This window comes from Methanobrevibacter sp., assembly GCF_017427765.1.
Taxonomy (GTDB): domain Archaea; phylum Methanobacteriota; class Methanobacteria; order Methanobacteriales; family Methanobacteriaceae; genus Methanocatella.
In genome coordinates this window covers 44,592-59,351 of sequence record NZ_JAFRSC010000020.1, presented here as the reverse complement: position 1 = coordinate 59,351, position 14,760 = coordinate 44,592, and the positions used below count along the sequence as shown (strand labels likewise).

The 14,760-nt window shown below is 36.5% G+C and carries 16 protein-coding genes and 1 pseudogene; 9 read left to right on the top strand and 8 right to left on the bottom strand.

What is annotated here, in order from left to right; genetic code table 11:
- The first annotated feature begins 23 nt into the window (after positions 1–23).
- The 4 genes from IJL02_RS05630 to IJL02_RS05615 all read left to right on the top strand — a co-directional run bounded on the left by IJL02_RS05630 (position 24) and on the right by IJL02_RS05615 (position 5,344).
- Positions 24–1,208, top strand: a complete 1,185-nt coding sequence (locus IJL02_RS05630; protein WP_292812550.1) for a coenzyme F420-0:L-glutamate ligase — start codon at positions 24–26, stop codon at positions 1,206–1,208.
- A gap of 64 nt (positions 1,209–1,272) precedes the next feature.
- The gene (locus IJL02_RS05625) at positions 1,273–2,076 is read left to right on the top strand and encodes an acyltransferase (protein ID WP_292812542.1); all 804 of its coding nucleotides are present in this window, start codon (positions 1,273–1,275) and stop codon (positions 2,074–2,076) included.
- 63 nt (positions 2,077–2,139) lie between these two features.
- Complete coding sequence (locus IJL02_RS05620; protein WP_292812539.1) at positions 2,140–4,788, top strand: CDP-glycerol glycerophosphotransferase family protein; 2,649 nt, start codon at positions 2,140–2,142, stop codon at positions 4,786–4,788.
- A gap of 37 nt (positions 4,789–4,825) precedes the next feature.
- On the top strand, positions 4,826–5,344 hold the full coding sequence (locus IJL02_RS05615; RefSeq protein ID WP_292812533.1) for a nitroreductase family protein: 519 nt from the start codon (positions 4,826–4,828) through the stop codon (positions 5,342–5,344).
- 18 nt (positions 5,345–5,362) lie between these two features.
- On the opposite strand, the gene IJL02_RS05610 is transcribed toward IJL02_RS05615, so the two are convergent.
- On the bottom strand, positions 5,363–6,244 hold the full coding sequence (locus IJL02_RS05610; protein WP_292812526.1) for a hypothetical protein: 882 nt from the start codon (positions 6,242–6,244) through the stop codon (positions 5,363–5,365).
- Between the two features lie 442 nt (positions 6,245–6,686).
- Between IJL02_RS05610 and IJL02_RS05605 the strand changes: the two genes are divergently transcribed.
- Entirely contained in the window at positions 6,687–6,977 is a 291-nt protein-coding gene (locus IJL02_RS05605; RefSeq protein ID WP_292812522.1) for a hypothetical protein, read from the top strand.
- 2 nt (positions 6,978–6,979) lie between these two features.
- Here the strand turns inward: IJL02_RS05605 and IJL02_RS05600 are convergent, their stop codons facing one another.
- The 4 genes from IJL02_RS05600 to IJL02_RS05585 all read right to left on the bottom strand — a co-directional run bounded on the left by IJL02_RS05600 (position 6,980) and on the right by IJL02_RS05585 (position 8,891).
- Positions 6,980–7,504 carry a phosphatase PAP2 family protein gene (locus IJL02_RS05600; RefSeq protein ID WP_292812517.1) on the bottom strand — a complete coding sequence of 175 codons (525 nt, stop codon included), beginning with the start codon at positions 7,502–7,504 and terminating at the stop codon, positions 6,980–6,982.
- Between the two features lie 36 nt (positions 7,505–7,540).
- The gene (locus tag IJL02_RS05595; RefSeq protein WP_292812511.1) at positions 7,541–7,708 is read right to left on the bottom strand and encodes a hypothetical protein; all 168 of its coding nucleotides are present in this window, start codon (positions 7,706–7,708) and stop codon (positions 7,541–7,543) included.
- Positions 7,709–7,996: 288 nt separating this feature from the next.
- On the bottom strand, positions 7,997–8,341 hold the full coding sequence (locus tag IJL02_RS05590) for a hypothetical protein (protein WP_292812507.1): 345 nt from the start codon (positions 8,339–8,341) through the stop codon (positions 7,997–7,999).
- Positions 8,342–8,459: 118 nt separating this feature from the next.
- On the bottom strand, positions 8,460–8,891 hold the full coding sequence (locus tag IJL02_RS05585; protein ID WP_292812500.1) for a hypothetical protein: 432 nt from the start codon (positions 8,889–8,891) through the stop codon (positions 8,460–8,462).
- A 242-nt stretch (positions 8,892–9,133) separates the two neighbouring features.
- Between IJL02_RS05585 and mtrA the strand changes: the two are divergent.
- The 4 genes and pseudogenes from mtrA to IJL02_RS05565 form a co-directional block, all read left to right on the top strand.
- A pseudogene (gene mtrA, locus IJL02_RS05580) lies at positions 9,134–9,649 on the top strand (tetrahydromethanopterin S-methyltransferase subunit A); the annotation flags it as partial.
- 319 nt (positions 9,650–9,968) lie between these two features.
- Positions 9,969–10,319 (top strand): hypothetical protein, encoded by a 351-nt coding sequence (locus tag IJL02_RS05575; protein ID WP_292812484.1) that lies wholly within the window; start codon positions 9,969–9,971, stop codon positions 10,317–10,319.
- Positions 10,320–10,507: 188 nt separating this feature from the next.
- The gene (locus IJL02_RS05570; RefSeq protein WP_292812477.1) at positions 10,508–11,071 is read left to right on the top strand and encodes a restriction endonuclease subunit S; all 564 of its coding nucleotides are present in this window, start codon (positions 10,508–10,510) and stop codon (positions 11,069–11,071) included.
- Positions 11,072–12,754, top strand: coding sequence for an N-6 DNA methylase (locus IJL02_RS05565; RefSeq protein ID WP_292812467.1), 1,683 nt, complete (start codon positions 11,072–11,074; stop codon positions 12,752–12,754).
- Here IJL02_RS05565 and IJL02_RS05560 read toward each other — a convergent pair.
- The 3 genes from IJL02_RS05560 to IJL02_RS05550 all read right to left on the bottom strand — a co-directional run bounded on the left by IJL02_RS05560 (position 12,744) and on the right by IJL02_RS05550 (position 14,757).
- Positions 12,744–13,682 carry an ARPP-1 family domain-containing protein gene (locus tag IJL02_RS05560; protein ID WP_292812460.1) on the bottom strand — a complete coding sequence of 313 codons (939 nt, stop codon included), beginning with the start codon at positions 13,680–13,682 and terminating at the stop codon, positions 12,744–12,746. The two genes, IJL02_RS05565 and IJL02_RS05560, sit on opposite strands and share 11 nt — an antisense overlap.
- Positions 13,676–14,059, bottom strand: a complete 384-nt coding sequence (locus IJL02_RS05555) for an HIRAN domain-containing protein (protein ID WP_292812453.1) — start codon at positions 14,057–14,059, stop codon at positions 13,676–13,678. The genes IJL02_RS05560 and IJL02_RS05555 overlap by 7 nt, the downstream gene beginning before the upstream one ends.
- Positions 14,060–14,145: 86 nt before the next feature.
- Complete coding sequence (locus IJL02_RS05550; RefSeq protein WP_292812445.1) at positions 14,146–14,757, bottom strand: orotate phosphoribosyltransferase-like protein; 612 nt, start codon at positions 14,755–14,757, stop codon at positions 14,146–14,148.
- Between the last annotated feature and the right edge of the window lie 3 nt (positions 14,758–14,760).

Below are 14,760 nucleotides of genomic sequence, written 5' to 3'. Positions count from 1 at the left end.
TTTTTTTTTAAGGAGAACTGTTTATGAGATGTGTGGGCACTGTAGTGCGTGGTATAAGAACACCTATTATAAAAGAAAACGATGATTTGGCCACAATAGTTGTAGATTCATTAATGAATGCAAAAGAAGCTGAAGGATTTGAATTTAAAGACAAAGACGTAGTAGCAATTACAGAAGCGGTTGTAGGAATTTCTGAGGGAAACTATGTAACCGTGGATGATGTAGCCGAAGATTTACAAAACAAATTCCCGTCAAAAAAGATTGGGGTTGTAAATCCTATTTTAAGCAGAAACAGATTTTCAATTGTCCTAAAAGGTATTGCAAGAGGAATGGACAAAATCACTCTTTTAACATCATTTCCGGCAGATGAAGTGGGAAACGGAATTTTAGACGAAGAGCTTTTAGAGGAAAGCAAATACCATTTGGGAAGCACAATTTCAGAAGCTGAATATTATGAAACCTTCGGATCATGGATTCACCCATTTACCGGAATCAACATGATTGACTTTTACCGTGAACTTATAGAATCCGAAGACTGTGAAGTGGAATTCGTATTTTCAAATGACGTCAAAAAGATTTTAGACTACACAAATGATGTTTTAACCTGTGACATTCACACAAGAGACAAGACCACAAAACTCCTCAAAGGTTTAGGTGCCAACGTATATGGTATGCATCAGGTTTTAACCGAACCTGTGGGAGATTCAGGATACAATCCTGACTACGGACTTTTAGGCTCCAACAAAGCAACCGAAGAAAAACTGAAACTCTTCCCGAAAACCGGTGATGAGTTAGTCCGTGAAGTTCAAAAAAGACTTGTTGAAATTTCAGGAAAACAGATTGAGGTTATGGTTTACGGTGACGGGGCATTTAAAGATCCTGTCGGAAAAATCTGGGAGCTTGCAGATCCTGTAGTGTCACCTGCACACACAGACGGACTTATAGGAACTCCAAATGAAATAAAATTGAAATACGTTTCTGATAACAAATACGCTGATTTAAAAGGCGATGAGTTAAAAGAAGCAATCAAAAATGAAATTAAAGCAAAAGATAAGGATCTTACAGGTCAGATGATTACCGAAGGAACAACTCCAAGAAGATTAACTGATTTGATAGGTTCACTTTGTGATTTGACAAGCGGTTCCGGAGATAAGGGAACACCAGTCATATTTATTCAAGGATACTTTGATAATTTAGCTAACGACTAAATTATCCTCTTTTTTTATAAACATTTAAATATTTTCCGCCACCATATTATATTAAGGTGAAAATGTGCAGATAACAGATGCGGGCCAACTTTTAGAACTTAATGAAAACGAATTTGTAGGAGAGCTTCCAAAACTTACAGATTCCCAGATTAATTTTAAAGGAAAAAACAACATTCTGATATGTGAGGAAGGAGTGCATCTTTGGAACTCAAGAATTGACTTTAATGGTGAAAATTCGGTTTTATATCTTTCAGGCAATATCCATGACTATTCGGTTAACATTGCACTTCACAAAAACAACGTCTGCTTTATCGGCAAGAACAACTTTTTCAACGGCAGGACAACTTTCGTTTTATCAGAGGCCAAAAACATAATTTTAGGTGATGAATGCTTTATTTCATACAATGTGGTGTTTAGAACCTCAGACGGCCACTGCATATATCACTCATCATCCAAAGACAGACTCAACTACGCCAAAAGCATTTATGTTGGAGACCATGTGTGGTTCGGCCAGAACGCAATGGTTTTTAAGGGCTCAAAAATAGGTTCGGGCTCTACAATAGGTGCTGGTTCGGTAGTTTCAAATAAAACCGTTCCGTCAAACGCCACTTACGCCGGTGCGCCTTTAAGATGCATTCATGAGGATACGTTCTGGACTTCCCATTCGGTTCACGGATGGGGTGAAGCAGAAATCGAAAAGATGTCTCAAGCAGACTCTGATTTGTTTGTCTACACAGCCGATGAAACCACTCTTGATTTAGAGGAAATAGAAAACAGATTCAACACCTATTCAAGTCCCGATGACGTTATTTTTGACATCACTTCTCATTTTCTGATTGGCTCAAAAAACAGGTTTGCCATTGACTGATTTAAAAATCCGACCCTTTAAATAATATACATATCTTATATATACAGTAAGGAGGATTTTATTTTGGCGTTTAAGTTTTCAGTTGTGATGGCTATATATAACAAGGAAAAATATGTCGGCGAAGCAATTGGATCAATTATAAACCAAAGCCTTGATTTTAAAAAAAACATTGAAATAATCCTCGTAGACGATAAAAGCACAGACAATACATTATCTGTTTTAGAAAATTATCAAAAATCATACCCAAAAAACATCACTTTAATTACAAACGAAAAAAATCAGGGGCCGGCGTTTTCAAGAAACGAAGGGCTCAAACACGCCCGGGGAGAATTTGTAAACTTTCTTGACGCTGATGATACAATTTCAAAAGGAGCATTTCTTCATGCCTATAAGTTTCTAAAAAAGCATGAGGAAATCGATATAGTTTCGATTCCGATTTATTACTTTGGTGTAAGGCGTGGTCCCCATAATTTAAACTTCAAGTTTGAAAAAAACCAGGTTATAAACCTTCATGATAATCCAAGTTACATTCAGCTTTCAGGGCCTTCATCATTTATAAGATTAGAGAAACTTAAAAACTATTCGTTCAACAATAACCTTAAGGTATCAGAGGACGCTCTTCTAATCGCCCAGATGCTTTTGGACAATCCCAATATCGGATTTTTATCAGCCGACAGATACCATTACAGAAAGGACGGAAGCCAGAACTCACTGATAACATCATCCGGAAATACAAGATCATATTTTACAACAAGGATTCATGAATACTTCTTTAAGCTTATAAACTACACAAAGGAGAATTTCAATGAGTTTCCGAAATTCATCCAGTACTTTTTGATGTATGACCTGCAGTGGATTTTTGAGATTAAAAAGATTGACCATTTATTAAACTCTGAAGAAATTAAAGAGCTTTATGATAACCTTTTCGAGATTCTAAAATATGTGGGTGAAGACGTAATCCTTGCCCAGAGGTCAATTCCGGCGGCTTTAAAGGCACACGTTATTTTAATGAAAAGGCACGGCTGGAAATATTTAAACGACAAGTCAAACGTTACAGACAACTTCAAGCTCAACACTGTTTTTATAGACAATTTCAAGTTCATAAGCAACTACGAAATCCACATTGAAGGAGTTCTGACAAATTTCACCAAGGACACTCAGATTATCGCAAAATTCGACGGCAAGGAAATCCCGGCAAGGGTTATGAGATATCCCCAAAGGGACAATTACTCGCTGAATTTCAACTACGGATACAACCACTGCTTCAAATCAATAGTGCTTTTTAAAACAAACACTGTAATTTCATTTAAAACTCAGAATGCCGATTTGAAAATCGAATACAACCAGACTTCAAGGCTAAATGGGGACGGGATGTATAAGATTTCAAAGCAGGACATTGCAATAGCAGGCGACAACGAAATTAAAATCATCAAGCTTAAACACCGCAGGATTTTACGCCTTGAGGTGAAAACCATGTTAAAAATGATGAAAGAGCGCTCAGGAAGCTGGATGACTGCACTGTTTTTAAGGATTCTCTACATTTTCATCCATCCGTTTTTCTCCAAAAGGTCGATATGGATTTTTATGGATCTGCCCCATGCTGCAGGAGACAATGCCTTTGAGCTTTTTAAATACGTAACGTCCCAAAACAATCCGGATATTGAGCCGTATTTCGTTTTGGAAAAATCTCCTGAAAGCGAATACGATTATCTTGTATCATCAAAAACCCACAAGATTAAAAGATGGATGGCCTTGGGAAAATCCTCAAGGCAGTTTGAAGAGGTTGAAAATGTTGGTAAAGTCCTGCCGTACAGGTCAATTAAACACAGGCTCTTTGTGCTTTTAAGTGATTTTATAATAACCTCACACCCTGACAACACTCTAATCTATCCGTTTTGGGGAAACTATTCATACCTTTCAGGAATCATCAAATCAAAGACAGTATTTCTCCAGCACGGTGTTACCAAGGACAACGTTTCAGCATGGCTTAACGAATTCGACAAACCTTTATCACTTCTGGTTACAACCTCTGAAGCGGAAAGGAAATCATTTTCAAATCCGGATTACGGATATTCAAAGGACATCATAAAGGCCTTAGGTTTTCCAAGGTTTGACGCCCTTAAAAGCAATCCTCAAAAGAAAATTGTCCTGATGCCCTCATGGAGGCGTAACCTTGACCAGAAATCAGCATCTGAGTTTGTAAAAAGCAACTTCTACAGACAGTTCAATGAACTTCTAAGCGATACGGATTTAATCTCAAAACTCACTGATGAAGGTTACGAACTCATATTCAAGCCCCACAGAAACCTTCACAAGTTCATAGATACTTTTACAAAACATCCCGACGTAAAATTCGATTTGGACCTTACAAATTACCGTGAGACATTCAACAGCGCAAATATCCTGATTACCGACTACTCATCAGTTGCATTTGATTTTGCATATATGCAGAAGCCCGTAATCTATTATCAGTTTGACAAAGGATACCATTTCGATGTTGAAAACGCCTATTTCAGCTACAGGCTTGACGGTTTCGGGCCTGTCGTAAAAGACCACGAAGAGCTTAAGAAAGCCATTTTAAATCTCGTTGAAAATGACTGCAGGATGGAGCTGATATACAAATCACGCGTCAAGACATTTTTCAGATACCATGACAAAAACAACTCCAAAAGGGTCTATGAAGAGATTTTAAAGTTAAGCGATTATTACTAGCACTAATTTTTTATATTTTTAAAACTAAATTTCATCTATGGAACTCATGGATGTAATGTTTAAAAGAAGAAGCTCAAGAAAGTTCAGCGATGAGAAAATCTCAAAATCAGAACTTGATAAAATCTTACAGGCGGCGCTTCTTGCCCCGACCAGCATGAACAGAAAGCCATGCAATTTTCTTGTTGTGGAGCGAAAAGAGACTTTAAAGGCACTTGCCGGTGCTAAAAATCATGGTGCAGAACTGATTGCAGGTGCTGATAAGGCGATAGTTGTTCTTGCAGACACATTCGTTGCCGATACATGGTGTGAGGACTCATCAATTGCGCTTACCTATATGCATCTGATGGCAACCGATTTGGGCCTTGGAAGCTGCTGGGTGCAGATTCATCTAAGAGACAAAAACGGCCGTGACGCCGAAGAGGTCGTAAGAGACATCGTTAAAGTGGATCCCCAATATAGAATCGTGGGAATTCTGGCACTGGGTAAAATAGAAAAGCAGCCTGAACCCCACACTCCTGATGATTTGGACAAATCCAAGATTCACTTTCTGGTTTAGATGAAAAATATTTTCTTGTTAAATGTTGTTTTCAAGACGACTGATTTTGTCTTTTAATTTTTTTATTTCTTCATCTTTTTTGTTTAATTCCTGATTTTTTTCGTTTATTGTTTTGCCCATTTCATTTATTGTATTTTTATATTTAGCTACATCTTTATTCAGTTTTTCGTATTTTGGTATTTTTTCAATCATATTTTCGTTCACCGCTTTTGTAATCATGCTTAACAACTCCCTTATTTCATTTTCATTATCAAAATGGTATTTGATCATTATTTTTAATGCCAAATGCAAATCCAATTGGTGTTGATATTCCATTCTTTCTATTGATGCAAAGAGAGTTATACATTTTTTAATTACATCTTGAGCAAATGGTTCTTTTGCAAATGTAATGCAGTATAGAAGTTTTAAAAAATCTACTTCTGATATTTCATTGTTGGTATAATCTTTTTGCATTAAATTACTTAAAATTTTGTTAATTTTTTCTTCATCAAATGAAATAATTTGAATTAGAATGGGATCATTATCTATTCTAATGGGTATTTCATTTTGAACATACTCAAGATTTGTTGCAACAAAAATGTGGCATGGTCTTTTAAACTTAGCAATCAGTGATAGTTTATACTCATATATTGAATTGATTTTATCATCAGTTAGTTTATAGGACAAATGTTCCAGTAGGACTGTTGATTCTCTTGAGATTAGTTTTCCATCAGGCAATATAGTTTCAACATAATCCGCCTGCAGGCTTCTGCCACTTGCAGTGTAAATATTTGTATTTTCGATTTGTTTGAAAATACCTGGCAGTTCTAGAATTAGGTGTGTGCTCTCAGGATATGTTTCGCTGTTGCTTCTAAATAGGAAGTCAAATGGCTGTTTGTGTATATCATCTTTCAGCATCACATTTACAATCTTATCAATTTTTTTCTGATTGTTTTTACTGTTTTCTAGGTATTGGTGTTTAATTTTTGCAAAACCATTTTTTATACCTCTATTTTATTTGAAGTCTTGTTTTCGATAAGATGGTTTGATGGTTGAATTTTTTTGAAAAAATTTGTCAATCGATTACCATAATAATTTCTAAAACAGACTTTTTCGTATTAAATTATTTGAAATCGATATAATATAAATCTATTGGTTGTATAAATCTTTAATATTGCTTTAAATCAATTTTTAACTATTAAATAAATTTTTCACGCTTAAATAAATATTTCTCTTTCGGATAAATTTTACGGGCTGGAATCAATAACCGTTTTAACCCTCAAAAAGTGACAAAATCTTTAAATAGATTTCAAAATATAAAGACTATGTAGATAACAAAATCAAATTATGGGAGTTTTTAGTTATGCATGTAAAAGACGTATTAGATGATTTAGGATTAAGGGTCAAATTGCCGCAACATTGGTTTTCCACAGACGTGGGTGCAGAATTTGAGGAGCCAACTTTGGTTGAAAATGGGGATATCATCAAAATCGAAGCGCCAAGCGGTGAAAAAAGAAAGGTCATAGTCATTGATGTCAATGACGGTATGAGCGTAGTGACTGTATTTCCGGATGGAAATGTCATAGGTGTTAAATACCTTGAAAACAAGGATGACTTCGAATATATCGGAAAGCCATCAGATTTATATTTCTAAAACTATTTTTTAAGTTTCAATACAACCACACCACTTATTATTCCAATTAAAGCACCTGCCAGAACGTCGTGGGGGAAGTGCACTCCGCAATAGATTCTTGAAAATCCTATAATCAATGCAAATGCTGCAAGCACTGCAACCAGCCATTTTTTCTCTCTAAATTTCCAAACGAGAACTGTTATTATGGCAAGCGTTGATGAGGTGTGGCCTGACGGAAACGAATTTGACTCGGATGGAATCGTAAGCTGGCGGACATTGTCAAGCACTGCAAATGGCCTTGGCTGGTGAACTAAAAGTTTCATGCATGCAGCAATAATTCCGGATAAGATAAGTGCAATCAGACACAACTTGGCGATTTCAAGATATCGATCCTTTTTAAAATACTTAAGCAAAATGATTACTACAATACATGCCGCAAGAAGTGTTACAAACCCTCCGAAGTTGGTGAGATTCGGCATTATTGCATCAAAAACCGGATTTTGCAAATCATGATTGATAAAATAGAATATTTCAGTGTCCAGATTCATTAGTATTATTTTGGTAAATATGTTAAAAATAGTTTGTTATAATCTGTTTTTGATTTTGAGTACTTTTTCCAATGGGATGTCTGCTTGTTTTGCAATCCTTTCTGCTTTTAGGCCTGATTTTAATAGATTGGTGATGATCCTTTCTGTTTCTTCTTCATATCCCTTTTTGTACATCCGTTCTCCGTATTCATCAAGCAAGCTCATTTGACCACCTAAAAAATCAAGTTTAATATTTCAATCACGAATAATCTATATTTTTTTTTGATTTTGTCATTATTTCAGTGTTTACATTCAAAATAAATCCTATTAATTTAAATAAATTGGTTTTTGGGCCTAAATTTTTCGAACTGCCAACAACTTGTATTTATACGTATGAATGTTTGAAAAATATATATTAAAATAGTTTGTATGCTTTCGTTAAGCTAAAATGTTTTAAACTATAATGTAGGGATGTAAAAAATTAAAAAAAGATTTTAGAGAATTCTAAAATCATTATAGGTTATTTTTGTTTTTGATTTTGAGTACTTTTTCCAATGGGATGTCTGCTTGTTTTGCAATCACTTCTGCTTCATTACCTGATTTTAATAGATTGGTGACGATTCTTTCATTTTCTTCTTTAATACCTTCTTTTTTACCTTTTTCAATACCTTCTTTTTTACCTTTTTCAATCCCTTCATCTTTACCTATTTGATACTTGTTTTCTCCATATTCATGAATTAAGCTCATTCTACCACCCAACATGTCCTGTAAAATGTTTCTTTCAAGAGGATTTTCAACGAATTTGTCTGTTGTTAACCACATTATTCCCAAAGCCAAATCTTTTTGAGAAATTGTCAAATCCTTTAAATCAAAGATAATATCATTGACTTTATAGATGTATTTGCAAATGTTTTCTCCTTTTTTACTTAATGGAACTAATGATAATAGTATGATATCCTTACTGCTTGGTATTTCTCTATTTTTTTAGTTTGGATTTAACATTATTTATAATTTTTTCATCGTCTAAACTGCTCAGTCCGATAACTTCGTATCTGAATGTATTCAGGTCGTTGTACTCATATTCAATAATTTTTGAATCTTCAGCTGTGCTTAAAACTGACAAATTTACTTTTTTGTTGTTTTTCTTGTGCTGATCTGTAAGTGCAACATAGGAGTGTCCTCTTCTTGAAAAATTGTCATCACAGAGTGTGCTTTGAAATTCGATTATCAGATTTCCGTCAACCAACTCCAAAATCAAATCTGGTTTGTAGTTTGTCGGGTCAATGTGTCTTAATTTTTTAGTCCACACTTTTACTCTTTCAGATTTTTTGCCTAAAATATCTAAAAGGATACTGGCGTCCTTATCCGAAACATTTTTAAAGAGCATGTCTTCTTGAAATTCCGCCATATGTTTACACCTCCTTATTTTTAGTTTAAATTTTCTATTACCAATTAAATTAATCTTTATATTCAAAATGAATCATATTAATTTAAATAAATTGGTTTTTAGACCTTAATTTAATGATTTTGGGCCAATAAGTCATTGTGGGGGCAACTTATATTTATACTTGAAACCCCTCAAAAAGTTACAAAATATTTAAATAAATATAAACTATATCTTAAACCATACATATTATAGGAGGATTAATCATGGCTGATAAGAAATCTCCTGCAGACGGCTGGCCTGTAATCAGTGGGGATTATATTGTAGGCGATCCGGAAAGTCCGGTTGCCGTTACAACCCTTGCTTCTCACATCGAGGCTGAACTGTCCGGTGCGGCCATTGCAGGACCATGCAAAACAGAAAACTTAGGTATAGAAAAGGTTGTCGCAAATATCATTTCAAATCCGAACATTCGATTTTTAATCGTGACAGGCGCCGAGGTTCAGGGCCACATTACAGGCCAGAGCATCAAGGCACTTCATGAAAGCGGAGCGGATCCGGACAAAAAGAAAATCATCGGAGCGACCGGTGCGATTCCTTTTGTTGAAAATATTCCTCTTGAAGGTATCGAAAGGTTCCAGAACCAGCTTGAAATCGTTGACTTGATTGACACCGAAGATACTGGTGCAATCCAGGCGAAAATCAATGAGTGCGTTGAAAAGGACCCTGGAGCTGTCGAGGCGGACCCTATTGTCATGGAAGTCGATGAGGAAAACCAAAAAATGAAAATTGTCGACAAAAAGAAAAAAGAAGAAAACGAATAAATTCACCACCGCACATCCGCACACCATCACTTTTCTGTTTTTTTTTAAAAAATGCAAAAAGTTTATATACTATACCGTCCTATTTATTACTTGCAGTAGTAATTGGTTGTATTTTTTTAAAAAATTTAATTAAAATGAAAAGTTTTATATACTATTGTATACAACCTATTATTACAAAATTGTATTTCATGTAAAAAAATACAAGTGTATTGGAAAATTTATTTCCAAAAAATGTAGTCGAACGCCACCACAGTATGTGGATTACAGGAGTGATAACATGAACCAGAACCATAACCCAATCAACTGGAGCGACAAGGTAAAAAGTCTTGATGAAAACATCAGAAGAGAAATAGGCATCGAAGGTGAAAGCGAGGCCAAGCATATTCTAATCAAGGTCCAGACAAAATCATCAGAACCTATCGAACCTGCATTCATCGTAGGTGAGGATGACGTTTTCCTTGATTTGTTTGTTCTATCACCGCAGGGTCCGGGAATCACCTCAACAACCGTCCTTAAGGACAACATCCAAAGCATAGGTGTCATCGGAGGGGTATCAACCGAAAAGGTCGACCCGTCAGAGGTAAGAGAGGCTCCGCTTTTGGATGACGTTGGAGGCCTTTACCAATAGGGGGCATAATGAAAAATCAAAGCATTATCAAAGAAAACCCAAAATCACCAAAAAGAGAAATTCTCTCTTTTAAAAACCATAGTGGAATGTTCATTTCACTCATCACCTCGTGAAAAGGTTATCCTTTTCACACAGGTTTCACCTGAAACCTAATTTTTTAAAATCAAAAATATTACCAGAGGCTTAACATGAACCAAGTAAAACTAAAAGATATCGCTGAGGTCCTCTCGGGACTTTCATACAGAAGATATCTCACAGACTCAGGAGACGAGTATGAGGTAATCGTTCAGAGGTCAATTAAAAAGGACGGAATCCTTGAGGACTTTGAAAATCTCAGACTGAAATCAGAAAACATCAAACCGCACCATTTCACCAGAAAAAACGATGTCCTCATGAAGATGCCCTATCCCTATGACGTTGTTTGTGTTGGCCGTGAAGGTCTTGTAATAAGTGACAGAATAGCTGTAATAAGGCTGAAAGAAGGTTATGATCCTTCATTTATAGCCCATATGCTTACAAATGCCCATGTAAAAAAGCAGCTTTATGAGTTTGCAAGCACAGAAAGGATTCCTCACGCATCACTTAAACAGATAAAGGAACTCAAACTTGCAGTTCCGGATTTAAAAACACAGGAAAAATTCGGTGAGCTTCTTGACACCATCAACGAGAAGGTGGCTGAGGATTTAAAGGTGGTTGATTACGACAGAAACCTCAAAGAGGGAATTTTAAACATGCTGTGGGAGGAGATGTAATTGCCCAAATCAAAACCGTCAAAAAACTATAAGCTGATGAGGCAGATTTCATCAAAAATCAGAAAGCTTGACGCTTCCGAAGACGTACAGTACCTCATCATATACTCATTTTTATACAAGTACTGCTCAGATTCTTTAAAGGACTATCTTTTAAGCTCAATTGCCGATAAGGAAATCACTTTAGATGAGGCATACGAGAAAATAAAACCTGATTTAAAAACAGACGCCATCAAAACATTCGGATTTTTCATCAACGATGCCGACTACTTCATTGACGACGTTATAAACAGCGCATTTTCAGGCAGGTTTTTCACACACCATTTTTTCTCAGCATTCAGGCAAAACGTTGAATTTGAGGAAGGCTCAAACTATGAAAAATACTTCTCATTTATCTTCGATGCTGTTGAGCATGCGGTAAACTTCTCCAAATTCGAATATGTGGGAGAAAAGCATCTGGTTGTAAAGGACATCATCTATGCAATCTCAAGGCTTGATGTATTTGAGGACAGGTTTCCCTTTACCAAAGTATTTGACAGGATATGCCAGTCAAAGCCGGTTGCGGTTGACCACGATCCGGACTACATTACAAATCTTATCTCATCAATTGTCGCATCAAATGCTGAAAGCCCAAAAAACGTTTACAATCCGTTTTTAAATGACGGTTCACTTCTTATAAACCTCTGCTCGGAGTTTAAAATGCCGTGGAAGATGACTTATGCAAAAAGCCAGGATAAGATTACATACTGCTCAAGCATAGTCAAGCTTTTGATGGAGTACTTTGATTTGGACTGTGTTTACTCAGAGCTTGACAATCCTTTCGAGCCGTTTAAAAACGCCGAGGAAAAATTTGACGTGATAATGTCAAGATTTCCTCCGATAACATCAAAGAATTTAAGAAGAATCAATGAAAGCCAGAGCTATGAAATCGCCAAAAGAAACAAGAAAAGCGAAATAAAGGATTTGCTGAGCGACAAATACAACATCAATCCGGAGTCATTTGAAACAGACTCAGAGCTCAGCGGCGCACTTGAAAGCCTTATAAGCAAAATGGATTTGAAAAACGATATTGAAATCCAGTTTACAGGCGAGTACGCATCACTAAAAGACAGCGAATATCTGTTTTTAATCAACATGATCAACAGCCTTAGTGATGACGGAATCATGGTTGTGGGAATGTCTCAAAGCTTTCTTGTTAAAAATTCACTTGAAACTCTCAGAAAATACCTGACATGTGAGATGAACCATATCGATGCCATAATATCCGTTCCAGATGAGCTGACACGTCCGTCAGGTCTTGAAATCGTTGTGGTATTTAAAAAACATAAAACAACTGATGATATCGTATTTATTGATATGTCAAATGACTATGAAACCAGAGCGGCGCCTTTTGCAACTCCGGGGGTATTTAGAAGAAACCTTATTTTGGATGACTCAACAGTAGGTAAAGTAAATGACGTTTACAAAAACCGTCTGACCGTCGATAAGTTCTCAAATGTGGTTAAAATATCTCAGATAAAGGATGATGACTATAACCTTTCAATTTCAAGATATGTGGATACATTTGAAGGTGAGTTCATTAATCTAAATGATTTGAAAAACCAGAAAAAAGAGTTTACCCAAAACATTGAAGTTTTAAATGAAAAAATAGAAAAGATGATGGATGATTTGGGTATCAGATACTGAAATCGACTCCATCACTTACAGGATCTTCATTAATGAGAATATCGGTTGCATCTTCGCCTGTGATGTATGATATGTGTATCAGTTCATCTTCAAAGCTGTAGAGGCTTCCGACACCTTCCGGGTTTTTAAATTCATATGACCTTTCAAGTCCGGTATGTGCAATTTCGCCAAATTCGCTTTCACATGCCTTTTCAATCAGCTCACGTGCGGTATCGATATTTACGGTAAATATATCCTCGTTAATGTCTGTATCTATCAGATAGCTTTTAAGGATTTTTTCATGATATTCTGAGTATATCTGCGGGCTTGAAAATATCTCAAAGCCTTTTACCTCACCGTCAACAATCACCACAACGCCGGTCTGGCCTTTGCAGATTTCAAATGAGTCTGCAATTTCATTCAAATCCGCTTTTTTGTTTTCATAGCTTTCACTCATCGCCTGTGTAGGGGATGAATAATTATGAAGCATTTCCAGATTGTCGATGGACCTCCACACTTCTCCCTGAACATCCCTCTTTCCTCTTGCGTGTGCCTTTGCAAAACGTGTTTGTGAATTGAGAATATAGTCTGACTGTCTGAACTCATGCTTGTAGCCCCAGCGTCCGTGTTCGGTACAGTTTACCGGAATCTTCATCTCGCTTTCGCCAGCAATCACGACTGTTGCGTTCATGATACGGTTCTGGTCTCCTCCGATAATCTCCTCACCGTCAACCAAAAGAAGAGGTGTTACTGATTTGTTTGAAACAATGATGGTGTTTACCTGTGAGTGTTCGCATTCCTTAACCTCGACAAGACCAAGTTCAAAACCTTTTTTAAGGCTGAGCAGGTCGATTTTGTAGTTTATAGGTGTTTTTATAGGAATTATTGCAATGTTTTTGTGAAATTGTGAGTCTAAAAACTCAATTTCACTTTTAAGTGCGCTTAACATTCATATTCCTCCTTAAGTCCTAATTCTTCAGGATTTTCACATAGGTAATGCACGTCGCTATCGGGATTTTCAAGTTCCATTTTGTATTCATCAAAGCTTAAGACTTTGGCTATTGCGGTGTTTGAGGTAATGAATTTTATTTTTGCAAAGTATTCATCGCCGATTTTGTCATATAGCCTTCCGGCGCTCATGGACCCTTTGACAACTGTCTGGGTGCTGTTTGCCACATAGCCGATTTTGCCGAAATGTCTCATTTCGCATGCAATTGCCTCTGTGTCGTATTTGTTTTCGGGATCCTTTTTGAGTTTGACTACTGCGTCGAGTTTCAATGGTTTGGTGCCGTGCATATTGTTGAATGCTGTTATTGTTATATACATATTATCACCTTGTGTATATATTGTGCTTCATCGTATATAAACATTGCCGAAAAATAATTTCAAAAAAATAAGAAAGTTGTAGCAGATTATAATCTGCTGACTTTAATTAATGATTCTACAGGCACGCCTTCAATTTCTGAAAGTCCTGCCTTGTCAATGAGAACGGTAACGCAAGTAGGTTCTCCGCCCAAATCTCTTACGGTGTGGATAACTTCTTTTGCTGTTTTTCCGCTGGTGACGACGTCATCGACAATGATGACCTTTTTGCCTTCGACGCTTGCGAAGTTGGTACTGATTGTACCTTCATCATCGGTTTCATCGCTGTCTTTCCTGTGCTTGTTAGGGTGGAAAATAGCAAGTGAAGTATCAATTCCGGTCATGTCCTCTAAAAACTCAGCCATAACTGTTGCAAAAGGCACGCCGCTTACTGCAATTCCACAAACAACATCAGCTTCTCCATGTGTCAAAGCTATATCGCTTAGGGCACCTGAAACATAGCTTAAACGTGTTGAATTTCCACCGATACTTTTCCAGTTAATTGCAAAGTCCACCGGTGCATCAACCTTTACTTCAGACTGCTTTTGAAGTGTCAGCCATCTTGCGGTATCCATACTTACATTAAGTTCATCAGCGATTTCACCTGTGGTAAAACCGTGCTGTCTTAATTCCTGAGCTTTATCGATTAATTTCTGTTTCATATT

Excerpts from the sequence above, each read along its gene's own strand:
- IJL02_RS05550 (WP_292812445.1), bottom strand. The coding sequence starts at position 14,757 with ATGAAACAGAAATTAATCGATAAAGCTCAGGAATTAAGACAGCACGGT.
- IJL02_RS05605 (WP_292812522.1), top strand. The coding sequence starts at position 6,687 with ATGCATGTAAAAGACGTATTAGATGATTTAGGATTAAGGGTCAAATTG.
- IJL02_RS05575 (WP_292812484.1), top strand. The coding sequence starts at position 9,969 with ATGAACCAGAACCATAACCCAATCAACTGGAGCGACAAGGTAAAAAGT.
- IJL02_RS05560 (WP_292812460.1), bottom strand. The coding sequence starts at position 13,682 with ATGTTAAGCGCACTTAAAAGTGAAATTGAGTTTTTAGACTCACAATTT.
- IJL02_RS05595 (WP_292812511.1), bottom strand. The coding sequence starts at position 7,708 with ATGAGCTTGCTTGATGAATACGGAGAACGGATGTACAAAAAGGGATAT.
- IJL02_RS05555 (WP_292812453.1), bottom strand. The coding sequence starts at position 14,059 with ATGTATATAACAATAACAGCATTCAACAATATGCACGGCACCAAACCA.
- IJL02_RS05585 (WP_292812500.1), bottom strand. The coding sequence starts at position 8,891 with ATGGCGGAATTTCAAGAAGACATGCTCTTTAAAAATGTTTCGGATAAG.
- IJL02_RS05615 (WP_292812533.1), top strand. The coding sequence starts at position 4,826 with ATGGAACTCATGGATGTAATGTTTAAAAGAAGAAGCTCAAGAAAGTTC.
- IJL02_RS05600 (WP_292812517.1), bottom strand. The coding sequence starts at position 7,504 with ATGAATCTGGACACTGAAATATTCTATTTTATCAATCATGATTTGCAA.
- IJL02_RS05570 (WP_292812477.1), top strand. The coding sequence starts at position 10,508 with ATGAACCAAGTAAAACTAAAAGATATCGCTGAGGTCCTCTCGGGACTT.
- IJL02_RS05630 (WP_292812550.1), top strand. The coding sequence starts at position 24 with ATGAGATGTGTGGGCACTGTAGTGCGTGGTATAAGAACACCTATTATA.